Origin of the sequence: Amycolatopsis sp. NPDC059657, from assembly GCF_042734395.1 — a bacterium.
GTDB lineage: Bacteria > Actinomycetota > Actinomycetes > Mycobacteriales > Pseudonocardiaceae > Amycolatopsis.
The window spans coordinates 98,595-117,158 of record NZ_JBHWEB010000004.1; the positions used below are offsets into that span (position 1 = coordinate 98,595).

The 18,564-nt window shown below is 68.9% G+C and carries 16 protein-coding genes; 6 read left to right on the forward strand and 10 right to left on the reverse strand.

Annotation, left to right across the window (positions count from 1 at the left end):
- Positions 1 to 71: 71 nt before the first annotated feature.
- The 5 genes from ACFV15_RS03615 to ACFV15_RS03635 form a co-directional block, all read right to left on the reverse strand.
- Positions 72 to 287, reverse strand: coding sequence for a DUF397 domain-containing protein (locus ACFV15_RS03615; RefSeq protein WP_378348555.1), 216 nt, complete (start codon positions 285 to 287; stop codon positions 72 to 74).
- A 209-nt stretch (positions 288 to 496) separates the two neighbouring features.
- A complete protein-coding gene (locus ACFV15_RS03620; protein ID WP_378348556.1) occupies positions 497 to 901 on the reverse strand; it encodes a nitroreductase family deazaflavin-dependent oxidoreductase in 405 nt (134 codons plus the stop codon).
- Between the two features lie 14 nt (positions 902 to 915).
- On the reverse strand, positions 916 to 1,272 hold the full coding sequence (locus tag ACFV15_RS03625) for a PLDc N-terminal domain-containing protein (RefSeq protein WP_378348557.1): 357 nt from the start codon (positions 1,270 to 1,272) through the stop codon (positions 916 to 918).
- Between the two features lie 48 nt (positions 1,273 to 1,320).
- Positions 1,321 to 2,010, reverse strand: a complete 690-nt coding sequence (locus ACFV15_RS03630; protein WP_378348558.1) for an oxidoreductase — start codon at positions 2,008 to 2,010, stop codon at positions 1,321 to 1,323.
- Positions 2,011 to 2,055: 45 nt separating this feature from the next.
- Positions 2,056 to 2,883: an SDR family NAD(P)-dependent oxidoreductase gene (locus tag ACFV15_RS03635; RefSeq protein WP_378348559.1), complete on the reverse strand. Its 828-nt coding sequence runs from the start codon at positions 2,881 to 2,883 to the stop codon at positions 2,056 to 2,058.
- A 95-nt stretch (positions 2,884 to 2,978) separates the two neighbouring features.
- Between ACFV15_RS03635 and ACFV15_RS03640 the strand changes: the two genes are divergently transcribed.
- Positions 2,979 to 4,550 carry an MFS transporter gene (locus ACFV15_RS03640; protein WP_378348560.1) on the forward strand — a complete coding sequence of 524 codons (1,572 nt, stop codon included), beginning with the start codon at positions 2,979 to 2,981 and terminating at the stop codon, positions 4,548 to 4,550.
- Positions 4,551 to 4,592: 42 nt separating this feature from the next.
- Here the strand turns inward: ACFV15_RS03640 and ACFV15_RS03645 are convergent, their stop codons facing one another.
- Positions 4,593 to 5,171, reverse strand: a complete 579-nt coding sequence (locus ACFV15_RS03645) for a GNAT family N-acetyltransferase (RefSeq protein ID WP_378348561.1) — start codon at positions 5,169 to 5,171, stop codon at positions 4,593 to 4,595.
- Positions 5,172 to 5,248: 77 nt separating this feature from the next.
- On the opposite strand from ACFV15_RS03645, the gene ACFV15_RS03650 reads away from it, so the two are divergent.
- Positions 5,249 to 6,097 carry a PaaX family transcriptional regulator C-terminal domain-containing protein gene (locus tag ACFV15_RS03650; protein ID WP_378348562.1) on the forward strand — a complete coding sequence of 283 codons (849 nt, stop codon included), beginning with the start codon at positions 5,249 to 5,251 and terminating at the stop codon, positions 6,095 to 6,097.
- Here ACFV15_RS03650 and ACFV15_RS03655 read toward each other — a convergent pair.
- Positions 6,087 to 6,491, reverse strand: a complete 405-nt coding sequence (locus ACFV15_RS03655; RefSeq protein WP_378348563.1) for a RidA family protein — start codon at positions 6,489 to 6,491, stop codon at positions 6,087 to 6,089. The genes ACFV15_RS03650 and ACFV15_RS03655 overlap by 11 nt on opposite strands.
- An 86-nt stretch (positions 6,492 to 6,577) precedes the next feature.
- Here ACFV15_RS03655 and ACFV15_RS03660 point away from each other — a divergent pair, with 86 nt between their 5' ends.
- From ACFV15_RS03660 to ACFV15_RS03670, 3 genes are all read left to right on the forward strand, one after another.
- Positions 6,578 to 8,935: a bifunctional salicylyl-CoA 5-hydroxylase/oxidoreductase gene (locus tag ACFV15_RS03660; protein ID WP_378348564.1), complete on the forward strand. Its 2,358-nt coding sequence runs from the start codon at positions 6,578 to 6,580 to the stop codon at positions 8,933 to 8,935.
- Positions 8,932 to 10,053: an acyl-CoA dehydrogenase family protein gene (locus ACFV15_RS03665; RefSeq protein ID WP_378348565.1), complete on the forward strand. Its 1,122-nt coding sequence runs from the start codon at positions 8,932 to 8,934 to the stop codon at positions 10,051 to 10,053. The genes ACFV15_RS03660 and ACFV15_RS03665 overlap by 4 nt, the downstream gene beginning before the upstream one ends.
- A gap of 91 nt (positions 10,054 to 10,144) precedes the next feature.
- Positions 10,145 to 10,906: a DUF4253 domain-containing protein gene (locus ACFV15_RS03670; RefSeq protein ID WP_378348566.1), complete on the forward strand. Its 762-nt coding sequence runs from the start codon at positions 10,145 to 10,147 to the stop codon at positions 10,904 to 10,906.
- Here the strand turns inward: ACFV15_RS03670 and ACFV15_RS03675 are convergent.
- Entirely contained in the window at positions 10,879 to 12,480 is a 1,602-nt protein-coding gene (locus ACFV15_RS03675; RefSeq protein ID WP_378348567.1) for a phytoene desaturase family protein, read from the reverse strand. The two genes, ACFV15_RS03670 and ACFV15_RS03675, sit on opposite strands and share 28 nt — an antisense overlap.
- Before the next feature lie 66 nt (positions 12,481 to 12,546).
- Positions 12,547 to 13,182, reverse strand: coding sequence for a LuxR C-terminal-related transcriptional regulator (locus ACFV15_RS03680; RefSeq protein WP_378348568.1), 636 nt, complete (start codon positions 13,180 to 13,182; stop codon positions 12,547 to 12,549).
- Between the two features lie 225 nt (positions 13,183 to 13,407).
- Between ACFV15_RS03680 and ACFV15_RS03685 the strand changes: the two genes are divergently transcribed.
- A complete protein-coding gene (locus ACFV15_RS03685; protein WP_378348569.1) occupies positions 13,408 to 17,121 on the forward strand; it encodes a hypothetical protein in 3,714 nt (1,237 codons plus the stop codon).
- On the opposite strand, the gene ACFV15_RS03690 is transcribed toward ACFV15_RS03685, so the two are convergent.
- The gene (locus ACFV15_RS03690) at positions 17,100 to 18,470 is read right to left on the reverse strand and encodes a GH1 family beta-glucosidase (RefSeq protein WP_378348570.1); all 1,371 of its coding nucleotides are present in this window, start codon (positions 18,468 to 18,470) and stop codon (positions 17,100 to 17,102) included. The two genes, ACFV15_RS03685 and ACFV15_RS03690, sit on opposite strands and share 22 nt — an antisense overlap.
- Positions 18,471 to 18,564 lie beyond the last annotated feature (94 nt).

The window sequence follows — 18,564 nt, forward strand, 5'->3', positions numbered from 1 at the left end:
CGATGCGAGCACATACTGGCCTAAGCCACGGCCGATGACCGGGAGGCAGGCTGAAGCTTCACACGATCGGGCTACAAAGAGCCCAAGAGCCCCCGCCACGCGGCGACAGGGACGCGGAGGCGAAGACCGGAACGGTCCTGGGAGTCCCTCACCAGGACCAACGCGTCACAAAACGCCAGCTCGACACAGGCGTCGCCGTCACTGCCACTGGCCGAACTCTTGACCCACTGGACGCCGGACGGCTCGACTTCCACCACAAAAGCGCTCTTCCGACGTGCCACGCGCACTCTCCTGCTTCTCCCCGGGAGTCGACACCCGATTCAGGGTATGAGGCGTGAACCACCGTTTACTACCGCCGAGAGAGCTAGCCCGGAGAAGGCAAAAGGATCAGACCACTGAGCTGATCACCACGGATCGTCGCGGCAAGCGCACATGCACATGCGGCCCCGTCGGGCGAGTCCTTTATGGACTCACGGAACGGGGCCGCGACGGCTGTTCAGAGACGGCGAAGGTCGACGACCGGGATGACCCGGCTCGTCTTCTCCTGGTACTCCTTGAAACCGGGCATGAGCTCGGCCTGCTTGCCGTAGTACAGAGCGCGTTCCTCGCCCTGCAACGGCGTGGCCTCGGCTTTGAACTTCTCCGTGCCGATCTCGAGCGTCACGGTCGGATTGGCCAGCAGGTTGTGATACCACGCCGGGTGCTTGTCGGCGCCCGCCGCGGAAGCGATGATGAAAAGCCTGTCCCCGTCGGAGGAGTAGACGAGCGGGGTCGTCCGCTCCTGTCCGCTCTTCGCGCCGATCGTGGTCAGCAAGACCATCGGCGCGCCTTCGAACGGCCCGCCGACCTTGCCGTCGTTTTCCCTGAATTCCTTGATGATCCCCGCGTTCCAGTCGCTCATGGGATCATCCTGCCCTAAGCCTGTTCGCCACGCGCCTTGCGTCGCTGCGCCTCGGCGCGCTCGCGGCACTGGCGCAGGAATTCCTCATCCGACGCGCTGTCGGCCGCCGAGAACCGGCCTGGCCGGTCGTACTCGGGGAACCGCGGCGCGTCGCGCTCGTACGGGGTGCGGCGGGCGCGCGCGGCGGTCTGCGGGCGTCCCGCGACCAGCCACACGATCGACCCGACCAGCGGGATCAGCAGCACGATCAGCAGCCAGGTCAGCTTCGGCAGGTTGCGGCAGGACCCGTCTTCGGTCGTGATGACGTCGACGAGGCAAAAGATCCAGAGCCCGAGCGTGACCACGCCGACGAGCCCGTCGAAATACAGCATGAAAGACCCTCCCAGAGCCGGAACACCCCTCCGGCGACGCGGTAAGTCTTAGCACACCGACCGACGAGTCGCGTCGAGAATCCCGGATGCGATCGCCAGCGCGTGCGCCTGCCCTGGGCAGGCCTTGGGACCGTGGCCGAACGGCAACCCGGCGAGATCGACCTCGACCACGTGCCCGTCCTTATATCTTCTGGTCACCGAGACCGGCGGGCGTTCTCGCAAGGTGACTGCCAGCGCTTCTTCCGCGGCAACGGTTTCGCCGAGCGCGTTCTCGACGAGCCCGGCCGTCGCGTCACAGGCCTGCACGAGCAGGCCGATCCGGGCCGCGGTGTGTTCCGACGCCCCGCCACAGGCTTCGGCGAGGCGGGCGACAGCGGCGTCTTCGACGGACGTCGCTTCCACATGGGGTTGATAAACCTTCGCGACGATCGCGATATCCGCGGAAAGCCCGGCGGGAAGGCCGAGCGCCGCGGCGAGTGTTTCCACCACGATCACCTCGAGGTCGACCGGACCAGAGTTCTTCGCCTCAACGGTCCGATCGAACGCCTCGCGGCGCAACCGCGCGGGATCCACGCCCGCGAGTTCCTCCATCACCAGCGAACGACGTCGCGTGTGGGCCTGTCCGGTACTGAACCGGGCGACGTTCGCCCGCAGCCAGCCAACGGTTCCCGGCGCCCCACTGAAAACAGGCGGGAGTGTGAAGCGCGGGTCGGCGAGCAGTTCGCTTGCTTCGATCATGCGGAGCACCGTAGGCCCGTGAAATGTCGGTGCTCACCGATATGTTCAGGCGACCAGGCCGACGCGGCGGGAGGTGATCTCCCACAGCTCGTTGGCGAGGTTCTCGTCGGAGGCGAGCTTGGCGGGCTTGGCCGGCTTGCTCTTGACGTAGTAGCCACCGTGCAACGGCTCGGTGGTGCCCGAAAGGTAGACGAGGGTCTCGGCGCCCTGCTCCGGGCTGGTCAGGAAGTGACGCATCGGCTTGCCCAGCGGGGAGTTCGCGAAGGCGTGCATGAGCTTCATGTCGCGGGAGAACTCGGACGCGACCACACCGGGGTGGAAGTCGGCGACACCCAGCTCGGGGTAGCGGCGGGCGTACTCGCGGTTGAGGATGGCCGCGGCCAGCTTGCTGTTGGCGTACGCCTTCTGCGACTTGTAGCCCTGCTCGCTGTCGAGGTCGTCCAGGTTGACCTTGCCGGTCTTGTGGTTGTCCGAGGTGGTGATGACCACGCGGCCGCCGCTCTCGCGCAGCCGGTCGGTGAGCAGGCGGGTGAGCAGGTACGGGGCGAGGCAGTTGACCTGGAAGGTCTGCTCGTAGCCGTCGACCGTGATGTTGCGCTGGGTCCACAGGCCGCCCGCGTTGTTCGCCAGCACGTCGATGCGCGGGCAGCGCTCGAGCAGGTCACCGGCGAGGCGCCGGACATCGGCGAGGTTCGTGTAGTCCACCGTAAGACCTTCGACACCGAGCTCCTTCGCTATGGCGGCCGTCTTGTCGGCGGACCGGCCGACCGGGATGACGTTGGCGCCCGCGGCGTGCAGCTGGCGTGCCGCGGCGGCCCCGATCCCGGCGCTGGCACCGGTGACGACGATGGTCTTGCCTGCGAGGTTCTGCATGTCTCTGCGCTCCTGGGGTTGTGGGGAGTTGTCCGCATGTCCGTCTTACACGGTCGTACTATACACATGTGCTAGACGCTTGTATAGTGGATCTCATGACAACTACCGAAACCCGCGCCGGCCGCCGTGAGTGGATCGGCCTGGCCGTACTGGTCCTCCCCATGCTTCTGGTGTCGATGGACATCACCATCCTTTACTTCGCGATCCCCTCCATAGCCGCTGACCTGCAGCCCAGTGGCCCGCAGCAGCTCTGGATGATGGACATCTACGGCTTCGTGCTCGCCGGCCTGCTCATCACGATGGGCGGCCTCGGTGACCGGATCGGCCGGCGGCGTCTCCTGATCGCGGGCACGGTCCTCTTCGGGCTCGGCTCGGTCGCCTGCGCCTTCGCGTCCAGCCCGGAACTGCTCATCGCGGGACGCGCGCTGCAGGGCATCGGCGGCGCCACGCTCGCCCCGTCCACGCTGGGCTTGATCCGCAACATGTTCCACAACGACAAGCAGCGCCGTACGGCCATCACCGTGTGGTCCATCGTGCTGTCGGCGGGCGCCGGCCTCGGCCCGGTCGTCTCCGGTCTGCTGCTGTCGACCTTCTCCTGGGGCTCGATCTTCCTGGTCAACATCCCGGTGATGGTCGTGCTGCTGGTGCTGGCCCCGATATTGGTGCCCGAGTACCGCGCCCCGTCACTCGGCAAGTTCGACGCGCTTTCGGCCGTGCTGTCGCTCGGCGCGATGCTCGCGATCATCTGGGGTGTCAAGGAAAGCGCCGTCAGCGGCCTCGAGGCGACCCCCGTCGCCGCGATCGCGCTGGGTCTCGCGCTGGGCGTGCTGTTCGTGCGCAGGCAGTCCACCATGACCGACCCGATGATCGAGCTGTCGCTGTTCCGAAACCGTGGCTTCGGCGCCTCGATCACCATCGCGCTCGTGTGCCTGTTCGGCATGGTCGGGTTCGGCATCTTCACCACCCAGTTCCTCATGCAGGTGCTGGAGATGTCGGCGATCGAAGCCGCGATGTGGACGCTCGCCAGCCCGGTGGTCGTCGCGGTCGTCGCCCCGCTGGCGGCGAAGCTGGCGCAGCGGACCCGTCCCGCGTACATCATCGCGAGCGGTTTCACCGTGGCGGCGCTGGGCTTCCTGCTCATCACGCAGGTCAGCACCGAGCGGAACATCCCGCTGATCATCAGCGCCACCGTGCTCATCGGTGTCGGCATCGCGGTCGTGATGTCGATCGTCACCGACATGGTCATGGCGACCACCCCGGCCGAGCGGGCCAGCGGTGTCTCGGCGCTGCTGCAGACCGCCCAGGAACTCGGCGGTGCGCTGGGCATCGCGATCCTCGGCAGTGTCGGCGCGGGCGTCTACACCGCGACCATGGTCAAGACGGCCCCGTCCGGGCTCACCACCGACCAGCTCGTGGCCGCGCGCCAGACGCTCGGCGCGGCACAGGAAGCCGCGGCGAAGCTGCCGCCGGGCAAGGGTGACCAGCTGGTCCACGTCGCGCAGGAGGCCTTCGTCTCCGGCATGCGGCCCGCCGCGATCGTCGCCGCGCTCGTCGTGCTCGCCGCGGCCGCTGCCGCCGTCGGCTTCCTCCGCCACATCGAGAACACCGCCACTCCCGCACCGGAAGAGGTCATCGCGGAAGATGCCAAGGAACTCATCGCAGCCTGATCAGCACGGTTGACGGCCCGCGTAACGAAGCAGGCCGTCAACTCAAGAACACCGCCGTGGCTGCGCTACCTCGTGGTGGAACCAGTAGGACGCCATCACCCGGCCGTTCGGCAGCGTATGCGTCGGCGGGCCGTCCCCTTGCCGCATCCCGGCCGCGCGCAACGCGCCCTGACTGGCCAGATTGGCCGTCTCGACCCCGGCACGCACCGACTTGAGCCCCAAATGCTCGTGCGCGAGCACCAGCCCCGCCTTGAACAGCTCGCCGCCGAGTCCCTGGCCCCGGAATCCCGGCATCAGCCAGCCGCCGAGCTCACCGTCCGAATGCACCGAGACCAGTCCGGCGCACCGCTTGCGCCGTGGATGGATCGCGATGAGGTCGATCGCGTCCTCGCGCAGGTCATAGGCCGTGCCCCTGCCGGGCACCATCGCCAGATAGCGATCACGGTGCGGCTCCAGCACAATGTGGTCGAGTTCCCAGCCGAGCCAGCGCTGCGCCTCGTCGTCGCTCGCGCCCGCCACCGCGACCAGGCTGTCCAGCTCGGTCGGAGTGCTGAAGACCAGCGTCCCGAAGCGGAACCGATGCGCGCCCGCCGGGCAACGCCGCCGCCTGAACCAGCCCAACGCCGACTCCTCCCAGTTGCCAAGAGGGTAGCCAAAAGTGACAGTCAGCTGGCACACGCACTTGTTATCTTGACCGGGTGACGGTCGTACCGGAAACAACCGAACTCGATGGCGGCGATGGGGTGGGCCGCGCCGCCCAGCCCCGCCAGCTCATCGTGACCGTCTATGGGCTGTATTCCCGCAGCGAGGGCGGCTGGCTTTCGGTCGCGTCGCTCATCACGCTGCTGGCCGAACTGGGCATCGACGAGCCCGCGGTGCGTTCGTCGATCTCGCGGCTCAAGCGGCGCGGGATCCTCAAGGCGGTCCGGCGCGCGGGGGCGGCGGGGTACGAACTGTCCCCCGAAGCGCTGGAGATCCTGCGCGAAGGTGACCAGCGCATCTTCCGCGAGCAGCGTGCGACCCTCGACGACGGCTGGATGCTCGCGGTGTTCTCCGTGCCGGAGACCGAACGGCACCGCCGCCACGTGCTGCGCTCCCAGCTGACCCGGCTCGGTTTCGGCACCGCGTCGGCGGGCGTGTGGATCGCGCCGGCGCACCTGCGGGACGCGACCGTCGAAATGCTGCGGCGGCTGGATCTCGACGGGTACGCGAACCTGTTCCAGGCCGAGCACATCGCGTTCGGTGAGCTCACCGAGAAGGTCAGCGACTGGTGGGACCTCGAAGAGCTGGAGCAGCTTTACGAAGACTTCCTTCGCCTGCACACCGGCGTGCTGGACCGGCGCGACCGCTCCGAGCGCGAGGCTTTCAAGGACTACGTCGCCGTGCTCACCGACTGGCGGCGGCTGCCGTATCTCGATCCGGGGCTGCCCGCGGAACTGCTCCCCGACGGCTGGGCGGGCATCCGGGCAGCCGAACTGTTCTTCACATTGCACGCCGAACTCGAATCGGCGGCGCGCGCGTACGTCGCGAAGACGATCAGGGCCTAGGCAGCACGGCGTAGCCCTGCACCTCGACCAGCGCCTCGATGTCCCACAGGCGGCTCACCCCGATCCCGGCCATCGCCGGGTATTCGGTGCCGACCAGCCGCTTCCACACCGCGCCGATCTCGCGCGCGTGCGACTTGTAGTCGTCCATGTCGACGATGTAGACGGTGAGCGAGCAGAGGTGCGAGGGCTCGCCACCCGCGGCTTTCAGCGAGGTCAGCAGGTTGCCGAGGGCGCGCTCGAACTGCTCGACGACCCCGTCGCCGACGATCTTGTTGTGCGCGTCGAGTGCGGTCTGCCCGGCCAGGAAGACCAGCTTGCCGCCGTCCGCGACGACAGCGTGGGAGAACCCGGACGGCTTGCCCAGCTCGGCGGGGTTGATGCGCTCGAAGGCCATGCCGGTCAGAGTACGGGATGTATCGCCTCGTTGACGGTCGTACTTGTTACGACATAGTCTGGAGGCCGACGAAGGGAGTCGGCGACGTGCGAATCGCGGTCCTCGGAGGGGGCCCGGCGGGCCTGTATTTCTCCGCGCTGGCGAAACAGCTGAACCCGGCGCACGAGATCACCGTCTGGGAACGCAACGCGCCCGACGACACGTTCGGCTTCGGCGTGGTCTTCTCGGACGAGACGCTCGGCGGCATCGAGCACGCGGACACCGCGATCTTCGCCGCCATGCGCGAGGAGTTCGCGCGCTGGGACGACATCGACGTCCATTTCCGGGGCACGACCTTCACCTCCGGCGGCCACGGTTTCGCCGCGATGAGCCGCAAACGCCTGCTCAACATCCTGCAGGAGCGCTGCCGGACGCTGGGCGTCGACGTGCGCTTCCGCACCGAGGCGCCGGACGTCACCGTGCTCGCCGCCGAGTACGACCTCGTGGTGGCGTGCGACGGCGTCAACTCCCCCGCGAGGACCCGCCTCGCCGGCGAGTTCCGGCCCTCTGTCGAGACCCGGCGCTGCCGCTACATCTGGCTCGGCACCGACCTGGTCTTCGACGCATTCAAGTTCCACATCCTCGACACCCCCGCCGGCGTGATGCAGATCCACGGCTACCCGTATTCGAGCGAAGCCAGCACCTTCATCCTCGAACTGCACGAGGACGTGTGGCAGCGCGCGTTCGCCCCCGTCGCCGAAGAGGCATTGCCTCCCGGCCGCAGCGACGAACGCTCCATCGAGCTGATCCGCGAGCTGTGCGCGGACGTGCTGGGCGAACACCAGGTGTTCGCGAACAACTCGAAGTGGACGAAGTTCGGCACCGTGCGCTGCGCGAGCTGGCGGCACGAGAACGTCGTGCTGCTCGGCGACGCGGCGCACACCGCGCACTTCTCGATCGGTTCCGGCACGAAGCTCGCCATGGAGGACGCGCTCGCGCTGGCCGCCTGTTTGCACGAGCAGTCCACTGTGGACGAAGCGCTCACCGCGTACGAGGCCGAACGGCGCCCGGTGGTCACCTCGACGCAGCGCGCCGCGCAAGCGAGTCTCGAATGGTTCGAGAACATCGGCCAGTACACCGACCAGGACCCGCACGAGTTCGCGTTCAACATCGTCACCCGCAGCCGCCGCGTCACCTACGACAACCTGCGACTGCGCGATCCCGAGTTCGTCGGCGAACTCGACGAGTGGTTCGCGTCCCGGCAGTCCTCCGGCGAGGTGCGCCCGCCGATGTTCCAGCCCTTCCGCCTCGGCGAGCTCCAGCTGGAGAACCGGGTCGTGGTCTCACCGATGGACATGTACTCCGCGCGAGACGGCGTGCCGACCGACTTCCACCTGGTGCACCTGGGAAGCAAGGCGCTCGGCGGCGCCGGCCTGGTCATGACGGAGATGGTGTGCGTCTCCGAGACCGGCAGGATCACGCCGGGGTGCGGCGGCATCTACACCGCCGAGCAGGAGTCGGCCTGGCGCCGGGTCGTCGACTTCGTCCACGAACACAGTGCGGCCAAGATCGGTGTTCAGCTGGGGCATTCGGGTCGCAAGGGCTCGACCAGGCTGATGTGGGAAGGCATCGACGAGCCGCTGCCGGAGGGGAACTGGGAGGTCTGTGGCCCCTCCCCGTTGCCGTACAAGGCGTCGAGCCAGATCCCGCGTGAGTTGACCGCCGATGACCTGGATGAGCTCAAGGCCCAGTTCACCGCGGCGGCCGCCTCAGCCGCACGAGCCGGTTTCGACCTGCTGGAACTGCACTGCGCACACGGATATCTGCTGTCCTCCTTCCTGTCACCGCTGACGAACCACCGCACGGATGTTTACGGTGGCTCACTGGAGAATCGGCTGCGTTTCCCGCTCGAGGTGTTCGACGCCATGCGGGCGGTCTGGCCCGCCGAACGTCCCATGAGCGTGCGGATTTCGGCGACCGACTGGTACAAAGGCGGAATGGACGCGGACGCGGCCGTCGAAATCGCGAAGGCTTTCGCCGAACACGGGGTGTCCGCGATCGACGTCTCCACCGGCCAAGTGGTCAGCGAAGAAAAACCGACATACGGACGAAGCTACCAGACTCCGTACGCCGACCGCATCCGAAACGAGGTCGGCCGGAAGTACGGCGTGGCGGTCATCGCCGTCGGCGCCATTTCTTCTTACGACGACGTGAATTCGCTGATACTGGCGGGTCGCGCCGACCTGTGCGCGCTGGGCAGGACCCATCTTTACGATCCACAATGGACACTGCACGCCGCGGCCGATCAGGACTACGAAATCCCCTGGCCCAAGCCATTCGCGGCAGGCAGCCGCAAGCCGCAGGGTGGCCGTACCGATGGACCCAAACCTCGGCTGGATCTCATTCGTTCGGGTGAACCGAAGACCGCACACGCCCGCTGGCGACCCGACGGGAGCGCTTCATGACCGCCTTTTCGCTGACGCCGGACCAGCAGGCTTTCGCCGCTGAGGTAAGGAAAATCGGCGAGGAGCGGCTCCGCCCGCTCGCCGAAGCCGGCCGTGAGGGCGCGGTCAACCGCGAGCTCATCAAGGCCATGGGCTCGTTCGGCCTGCTCGCGAAACTGTTCCCGGGAGAACGCGAAGCGGCCGCCGTCGACCTTTGCATCCTGCGCGAAGCGCTGGCCACGCGCAGCACCGAGGCGGAGACCGCGCTGGCGCTGCAAGGACTCGGCACCTACCCCGTTCTCCAGTCAGGGCAACAAGAACAGCTTGAGAAGTGGGTGCCCGCCGTCGCTGCCGGCGACGCCGTCGCGGCCTTCGCGCTCACCGAGCCGAACGCGGGCTCCGACGCCGCGGCACTGGAGCTCGTCGCGGAACCCGACACCGACGGCTGGCGGCTGACCGGCGAGAAGATCTGGATCTCCAACGCGCCGGAAGCGGACTTCTACACCGTCTTCGCGCGCACCACGCCCGGCGCGGGCGCCCGCGGGGTGAGCGCGTTCGTCGTGCCTGCCGACCGCGCCGGACTCTCCGGCGAGCACATCGACCTGATCAGCCCGCATCCCATCGGACGGCTCGTTTTCGACGGTGTGCCAGTGCGTTCCGGCGAACTGCTCGGCGAGCTCGACCGTGGTTTCGGCGTCGCCATGCGCACGCTGGACCTCTTCCGCCCCAGTGTCGGCGCGTTCGCCGTCGGCATGGCGCAATCCGCGCTCGACGCCGCGCTCACGCACGCCGGTGAGCGGATCGCGTTCGGTGGGCCGCTTAAGAACCAGCAGAGCGTTTCGCACAAACTCGCCGAGATGGCAATGCGTGTAGAGGCCGCGCGTCTGCTCGTCTACTCTGCCGCTTCCGCTTACGACGCAGGCGAAACACGGCTTGCGGGGCGGGCCGCGATGGCGAAGCTCTTCGCCACCGAAACCGCGCAGTTCGTCGTGGACTCGGCGATCCAGATACACGGCGCCCGCGCGCTGCAACGGGGTCACCTGCTCGAGCACCTCTACCGCGAGGTCCGCGCGCCCCGCATCTACGAAGGCGCTTCCGAGGTGCAGCTGACGATCATCGCCCGCGAGCTCTATCGCTGAAAACCGCTTTGCCCCAACGGTTTCCCAAAACTGTCGGACCATGGGTCTAGCGTTCCTCCCGAGATCAACATCCGATCGCAGGAGGTATCCGATGTCCGTCATCCCGTTCCGTTTCCTCGACACCCTTCCCGAACTGCCGCAGCCGTCCGGTAGCTGGCACGACAACCTCTGGGTCTCCGACGAAAGCACCACGGGGCCGACCTACCGGGAGTTCATCGCCGCCGCCGGGGAGACCGGCATCTGGCCGGTGGTGATCCCGGACGACGTCAGGTTCGCCAGACCGGCCGAAGACTGGATCGTCGACCGGGGAAGGCTGCCCTCCGCCGTCGAGGACGTCGGCGCCATTCGCGCCGTCGACGCGCTCGAGGCGTGGTGGGATCCACCACCCGACCACGACCCGCGCTTCCGCCCGTTCGGCCCCGGCTTCCCCGGACTCGCCCGCCGTTCGCCCAAGAAGACAAAGCCGTTCGGGGACGCGGCGTGGGCCGGTGGGATGCTCGCCGCTTCACCGGGGAGCAGGCTGGGCCTGGTCCGTGTCGGCCGCCCCGCCGATATCCCCGCCGCCATCGGCTGGGCGGGCATGATCGCCATGACCGACAGGGTGGCCGCGCTGTCCGCCGTGCTGCGCAGCTGGGAGGACCGGTTCGGCGCGGTGCTGGTCGAGCTCGGCTTCGACTCGCTCGCCTTCTCCGTCGCCGCACCGCCGAGCACGCTCAAGCGGGGCATCGCCGTCGCGGCCGAGCACCGCGCGTTCTCACCGGCCAGCTTCGGCAGGTACCTGGAGGAGTGGACGGTGGAGGAGTACGCCGAGGGCATCCTCGGCAGTCACTTCTGGCGGTTCGCATGGGTCTGAGACAGGAGCTGCTTCGCGACGATGTAGCCGGACGCGCCGTTGACGCCGTGCCCCGGCCAGGTGCCCGCGCCGACCAGGTACAGGTTCGGCACCGTGGTGCGGTGGCCCGGCCGGCCGGGCAGTGGCCGGAAAAGGTAGCTCTGGGCCAGGTCGTGGCTGCCGCCGAACGGGTCACCCGGCCCGCAGTTGGGATTGGCCGCCGCCAGCTCGGCCGGGCTGATGATGTGCCTGTCGAGCACCGCGCCGGGCAGGTTGGTTATGTGCCTCGAGGCGAGGTCGAGCACTCGGTCGGCGAAGGCCCGCTTGACGTCCTCCGTCCACCCGTCGCGCACGTCGATGCGGCCCGCCGCGTCGCCGCGCGGGCGGCAGGGCACGTCCAGCAGTTGCAGCCTGGCGACGGCCTGTCCCGGTGGGCAGCGCGACGAGTCCACCGCGGACGGGCAGTCGAAGGCGATGGTCGGTTCCGCGGGCAGCAGGCCGCGCGTGGCTTCGTTGACCGAGCGCGAAAGCGCGTCCAGGCCCTCGGTCAGATGTGGTTCGCCCGCTTCGGCGAGCCGAGGGTCGTGGAACCTCGGTGGTTCCGAAAGCGCCAGGTGCACCTGGAAGCACCCGCGGCCGTAGCGGAACCGCCCGGCCTGCGCGCGGATCCGCGGCGGGACGGAGCCGGGCTCGTCGGCGAGCAGCCTGAGGTAGAGCTGGTCGGGGTTGACGGAGGCGACCACGGCCCGCCTGGCGGTCACCACCTGGCCGCTGCCGGTGCGGACCGCGCGGGCCTTGCCGTCGCGGAGCAGCACCCGGTCGACCCGCTGGTGGCATTCGACGGTCCCGCCGTGCCGTTCGATCAGCGCCGTCAGCGCCTTGGCGAGCTGTTCACTGCCGCCCACCGGCGTCGGCATCCCGGCCGAGGTCAGCGCCACCAGCACGAGGATGACCCACAGCGCGCTGTTGACCTCGTCGGGGCCTCGGCCGAGGTGCAGTGCCCACGGTGCCAGCATCCCGCGCGTCACCGGCGAGGCGAACGTCTCTTCGAGCAGCACCCGCCCGGTCAGCGTGAACAGGTGCGCGAAATCCGAGAGGCCACCGTGGGCATCGTGCGTCAGGCGGTGGATCGCCTTGCGGGCGGCAGGCGTCGCGAGGTCGGTGCCCATCAGGCCGAAGATCGGGCCGATCGACGGCTCGACCTCCTTGAGCAGCCTGGCGAGCGCCTCGCCGTCGCCGGGTGCCAGCCGCTCGGCCTCGGCCACGTTCTCCTCGACGGAACCGGCCACTACGCCGACGGCCCCCTGCGCCGTCGAGACGCCCGACCAGTAGCGAGGTCTCCGGTAGTCGAGGCCGAGCGCCAGCAGCTCGGGCCCCAGTTCGGCGAACGCGGGGCCGCCGGTGAAGAGCGGATGCGCAGACGAGTAGGTGTCATGCCGGAAGCCCGGCAGGGTCAGCTCGTCGGTGCGGACCAGCCCGCCGGGACGGTCGCCGGCCTCCAGCACGGCGACGCTCCACCCGGCCCTGGCCAGGTAGGCCGCGGTGACCAGTGCGTTGTGCCCGCTGCCGATGACAACGGCGTCATACCCGCTCATGGTGATCGATACTGGGTGGCGGCCCGTCCCGCCTGCCAGGGACCGCTGTCCCGGATCCGCCGGGAATCAGAACCCGTCGCCGAGGCCGGCACTGCGCGCCTTGATGATCACCCTGGCCCGGTCAGCGGCGCCGAGCTTGGCCAGAATGCTCGACACGTGGTTGCGCACGGTCTTGGGCGCGAGGTCGAGCCTGCGTGCGATCGCCGCGTTGCCGAGCCCGACCGCGACCAGTTCGAGCACCTCGTGCTCCCGGGAGCTCAGCTGCGGGAACGGCGGGAGCGGCTTCGGCGCCCTCAGCAGGCCGAGCACCTGGTTGGCGATGGCCTGGCCGAACACGGCCGCGCCCGCGGCCACCCCGCGGATGGCGCGGGCGATGTCGTCCGGGGTCGCGTCCTCGAGGAGGTAGCCCATGGCGCCCGCCCGCATGGCGGCGACCACGAGCTCGGCCTCCTGGCGGGTGGTGACGACGAGTATCGCCGTCGCGGGCGCCGAGCTCCGGATCTCCCGGGTGAGCGCCAGGCCGCCGAGCTCGGGCCGGTGGAGGTCGATGAGCAGAACGTCCGGCCGGTGCGCGCGGGTGAGCTCCACGGTCTCCCGGTGCGTCGCGGCGTTCGCCACCACGCGGATGCCATCGGCGAGGGTGTCCGCCGTCGGCACTCCGGCGGCGACAACGGTGAGGTCATTCCGCAGGGTTCGGGTCATCACGAGAGCGTTTGTAGCGCAATAAGTTTGTTCAGTGTCCGCCGTCGGCCAGTGAACAAAGAATCTTCGCCGCCAGCCGAGCGGAAAAGGCCCGAACGTCGGATCATTGGCAGGTTTCGCGGGTGTGCCACCGACTCCTCCCGGCGAATGGAAGCGGCGGCTCAAACGATTTGGAATACAGGGCACGGTACGGCGACGATGATCAAGGAGGGGAGGTGATCACCGATGCCGAGACGCGAACGTCCGCTAGGACCTGGCGATGACGTCGTGCTGCGGTTCGCGGCGGGACTGCGGCGGCTGCGCGAGGAGGCAGGCGGGCCCACCTATCGCGAGCTCAGCGTCCGCGCCGGCTACTCCGCGGCGGCGCTCTCCGACGCGGCCAGCGGACGGAAGCTGCCGGGGCTCGCGCTGACCACGGCGTACGTCACCGCCTGCGAGGGCGACGCCGTCGAGTGGGAGACGCGGTGGCGGTCCGTCGCGGCCGAACTCGCGGCGACCGACGGTGAGCCCGAACCCGTCGCCGAGACCACGAACCCGTACCTGGGCCTCGCCGCCTTCCAAGCCGGTGACGCGAGCCGGTTCTTCGGCCGCGAGAAGCTCATCGCGGAGCTGGCGTCCAAGGTGGAGGGGCGGCGGTTCGTCGGGGTGTTCGGCTCGTCCGGCTCCGGCAAGTCATCGCTGCTGCGTGCCGGGCTGGCCGGTGCGCACGGGCCGGACCCGACCATGATCTTCACCCCCGGCGAGCATCCGATGGAACAGTGCGCGGCCGGCCTGGCGCACACCGGGCACTTGCTGATCATCGACCAGTTCGAGGAGATCTTCACCCTCTGCCACGACGAGGAGCGCAACGAGTTCCTCGACGCCTTGCTCAAGCTCGCCGCCGACGAGCACGGCACGCGCGTCGTGATCGGTGTCCGCGCCGACTTCTACGGCCACTGCGGACGCCACGCCGGGCTGGTCGACGCGCTGCGCGACGCCCAGGTCATGGTCGGCCCGATGAACGCGGACGAGCTGCGCACGGTCATCGTCGAGCCCGCGGTCCGGGTCGGCTGCCGGGTCGAGTCGGCGCTCGTGACCAGGCTGGTCACCGACGCCATCGGGCAGCCCGCGGTGCTTCCGCTGATCTCGCACGCACTGCTCGAAACCTGGCGAAGACGCCAAGGCCTGACCCTCACTGTCGCCGCTTACGAGGCGGCGGGCGGAATCCACGACGCGATCGCGCACACCGCCGAGGCCGTCTACACCGAGCTGGACTCCGCGCAGCGAGAGGTCGCCAAGCAGATCTTCCTGCGGCTCACCGCGCTCGGTGAAGGCACCGAGGACACCAAGCGCAGGCTACTGCGCCGGGAACTCGACGCCGAGGACGCCGACACCACGCTGGTGCTGGAACGTCTCGCCGACGCCCGGCTGCTCGCGCTGGACCGCGACGGCGTCGACATCGCGCACGAGGCGCTGATCCGCTGCTGGCCCCGGCTGCGGGATTGGCTCGCCGAGGATCGCGAAGGCCTGCGCGTCCACCGGCACCTCACCGAGACCACCGACTCCTGGGAGAAGCTCGACCACGATCCCGGCACCCTCTACCGCGGCACCCGGCTGGGGCTGGCCAAGGAATGGGCCGCGACCGCGCATACCTCCCTCACCCCGCGCGAGCAGGCCTTCCTGGACGAGAGCCTCGCCGCCGAGGCGGCGGAGGCGGCCGCGGTCCGCCGCCGCACCCGCCGGCTGCGCCGTCTCGTCGCGCTCCTCGGCGTGCTGCTCGTGCTGGCCGGGGTCGCGACCTTCGCGGCCTTCCACGCGCGCCAGACCACGACCGAAGAGCGGAACACCGCGCTGGCAAGGAAAGTCACCGACGACGCGGCCGCGATCAGGGCCGCGAACCCCGCGCTGGCGATGCAGCTCAGCCTGGCCGCGTATCGGCTCGCGCCGGTCCCCGAAACCCGTGACGGCCTGCTCGCCACCCTCACCACCCCGTACGCCGCTCGGCTCGACCTCAGCCCGGACTCCGCGTTCGCGCTGGCTTTCAGCCCGGACGGCCGTCTGCTGGTGACGGCGGGCATCCTGAGATCCGTCCGGCTCTGGGATGTTTCCGATCCGCTGCGCCCGCGCGCGCTGTCCACACTGCCCGGCGGGGACGACACCCGTAAACCGATCGCCATCAGCCCGGACGGCACACTGCTCGCCACCGGGACCTCCACCGGCGCCGTGAAGATCTGGGACATCTCGAACCCGAGCGCGCCGTCGTTGGCCGGCGTCGCGAACGGGCACGGCAAGCTCGTCTTCGGGCTGGCCTTCAGCCGTGACGGGCATACACTCGCCACCGGTTCCACGGACACCACCATCGGGCTGTGGGACATGACGAACCCGCGCGAGCCCACGCTGACCGGCCGGATCTCACACCACACGTTCAACGTGAACAGCATGGCTTTCAATCAGGAAGGGACCATGCTGGTGTCCGGCAGTGACGACCGCACCGTCGCGTTGTGGGACATCACCGACCATGCCGCGCCGAAGAACCTGTCAGTGATCAACGGCTACAGCGACATCGTGACCATGGTCGACCTCAGCCCGGACGGCCGGACACTGGCCACCTCCAGCTGGGACAAGACCACGCGGCTGTGGGACGTGACCGTTCCGCGCGCGCCCCGGCCGCTGGCCACCATCAGCTCCCAGAAGGCCCCTGTCTGGTCCGCCAGGTTCAGCAAGGACGGCACCAAGCTGACGACCGGCAGCGACGACGGCACGGTGTGGGTCTGGGACGTGCGCGTTCCCGGCCAGCCGAAGCAGCTCGCGAAGGTGGACGCGGCGAGCGGATCGGTCACCGGGGCCACGCTCAGCCCGGACGGGCGCACGCTCGCGTCGATCGGCAACCAGAGCGTGCACCTGCGGGAGCTGGCCGATCTCACGCTCGACACCCATCAGTCGCGCGCGATCGACGCCATGACCGCGGATGGCCGGATGATGGTCACCAACGGAGACGACCGGGGCCCGTGGCTCTGGGACATCAGCGATCCACTGCGGCCCCGGGAAATGGGCAGGGTGCCCGGCAAGGGTGAGGCGACCACCTCCGTCGCGGTGAGCAGGGACGGCCACATGCTCGCCGTCGCCGGGATGACCCTCGGGGTCGGTCAGCTGCAGCTGTGGGATATCACCGACCCCCGCGCCCCGCGCTTGATCGCCGAAGCGGACACCGTTCCCGTCTACGGCATGGGTTTCAGCCCGGACGGCCGGATACTCGCGACCGGGCATGACAACGAGAAGGTACGCCTGTGGGACCTCACCGGACCGGGCAAGCTCGACTTGATATCCACATTGGACACTCCGAAGGACACGGTGTGGTCGGTCGAGTTCAGCCCGGACGGGCGCACCCTGATGGCGAGCACCGGTGACCTCGGACCCGGCATCCGGATCTGGTCGATCACGGATCCGCGCAAGCCGCGGGAGCTGACCACCCTCACCAACCTCGAGCACCGGAACAACGGCTTCTACCAAACCGACCTCAGCGCGGACGGCCGGACGCTGGCGGCCGCGAGCAGCGACCGCACCGTCCATCTCTGGGACATGACCGACCCCGCCGCCCCGAAACCACGGCCGCCGATCACCCATGGCGCCGAAGGCGCGGGAACGGTTTCGTTCAGCCCGAACGCCACACTGCTGGCGGTCTCCTTCCCGAGCGGTCTGCAGCTTTGGGATCTGAACGGACCCGGCGACCCGGTTCGGGTCGCCGGGATCGGCAGGCACCCCCACAAGGTCACCGGGGCGCGCTTCAGCCCGGACGGGCACACGGTGGCCGCCGCGTCCGACGAGCCGACCATCTTCCTGGCGGAGACCGATCTCGACAGGGTTTCCCAGCGGATCTGCGCGCTCGCCGAGCCGAAGATCACCACCGCCGAGTGGGACCGCTATTTCCCCGGTGTGCCCTACAGCCCGCCGTGCCCCTGACGGACTCGCCGGATCGTGTCGCGGAACCAGTGGCCGCTCTGCTTGATCGTGCGCTGCTGGGTTTCATAGTCGACACGGACCAGGCCGAATCGCTTGTCGTAGCCGTACGCCCACTCGAAGTTGTCCAGCAGCGACCACGCGAAGTACCCGCGGATGTCCGCGCCCGCCTGCCGCGCCGCGGCGACGGCCGCGATGTGTGAGGACAGGTACGCCGCGCGGTCGTCGTCCTGGACGAAGCCGTTCTCGTCGGGGACGTCGTCAAAGGCCGAGCCGTTCTCGGTGATGAACATCGGCAGGCCAGGGTAGTCCTGGCTCAGCCGGACCAGCAGGTCCGTGAACTTGTCGGGCAGGATCTCCCAGCCCATCGCGGTCTTCGGCCGTCCGAACGGCACCGGCTCGCCGACCGCGGCGAACTGCTCGCCGAAGTAGTAGTTGACGCCGAGGAAGTCCAGCGGGGCCGCGATGATCGCGAGGTCACCGTCGCGGATGGGGATGCGGACCCCTTGCGCGGCAAGGTCTTCCACCACGTCCGACGGATAGCGGCCGTGCACGAGCGGGTCCATGTAAACGCGCACGCCGAGCCCGTCGGCACGCCGGGCGGCGTCACGGGCGGCCTCGCTCTCGTCCACGGGTTCGGACGTGCCCATGTTCAGCGTGATGCCGAATTCGATGCGGCGCTGGGCCGCGGAGCGCATCCGCTCGGTCGCGAGCCCGTGGCCCAGCAGCAGGTGGTGCACCGCGGCCATGCCGTCGCCGAGGTCGCGGCGGCCCGGCGCCATCACGCCGTGGACGTAGCCGTGCATGGCCGAGCACCACGGCTCGTTCAGCGTGGTCCAGTTGCGCACCCGGTCGCTGAGCCGGTCGAACACCAGCATCGAATAGTCGGCGAACCGGTACGCGGTGTCGCGCGACGGCCAGCCGCCCGCGTCCTCCAGCTCCTGCGGCAGGTCCCAGTGGTACAGCGTGAGCCACGGGTCGATGCCCTTGTCGAGCAGCCGGTCGACGAGCCGGTCGTAGAACGCCATCCCGGCCTCGTTGAGCTTGCCGCGGCCGCGCGGCTGGATACGGGGCCAGGCAACGGAAAACCGGTAGGTGTCGACGTCGAGCGCCTTCATCAGTTCGACGTCGGCAGGCATGCGGTGGTAATGGTCGCAGGCGACGTCGCCGGTGTCACCGTTGTGCACCGCGCCCGGCACCCGGCTGAAAGTGTCCCAAATGGACGGCGTGCGGCCATCCTCGTCGACGGCGCCCTCGATCTGGTACGACGCGGTGGCCACGCCCCAGCGGAAGATCGGGGGCAGCGTGTCGATGAGTTCCTGCTCGGCGCTCGCGGTCTCCGTCACACTCATGGCCGTCCCCTCCGAAGGTGTCATCTTCGACCTTCTTGCAGGAGCCCGCGCACGTCAATCACAGCATGGTAACTTTTTTCTGTCTAATTTTAAG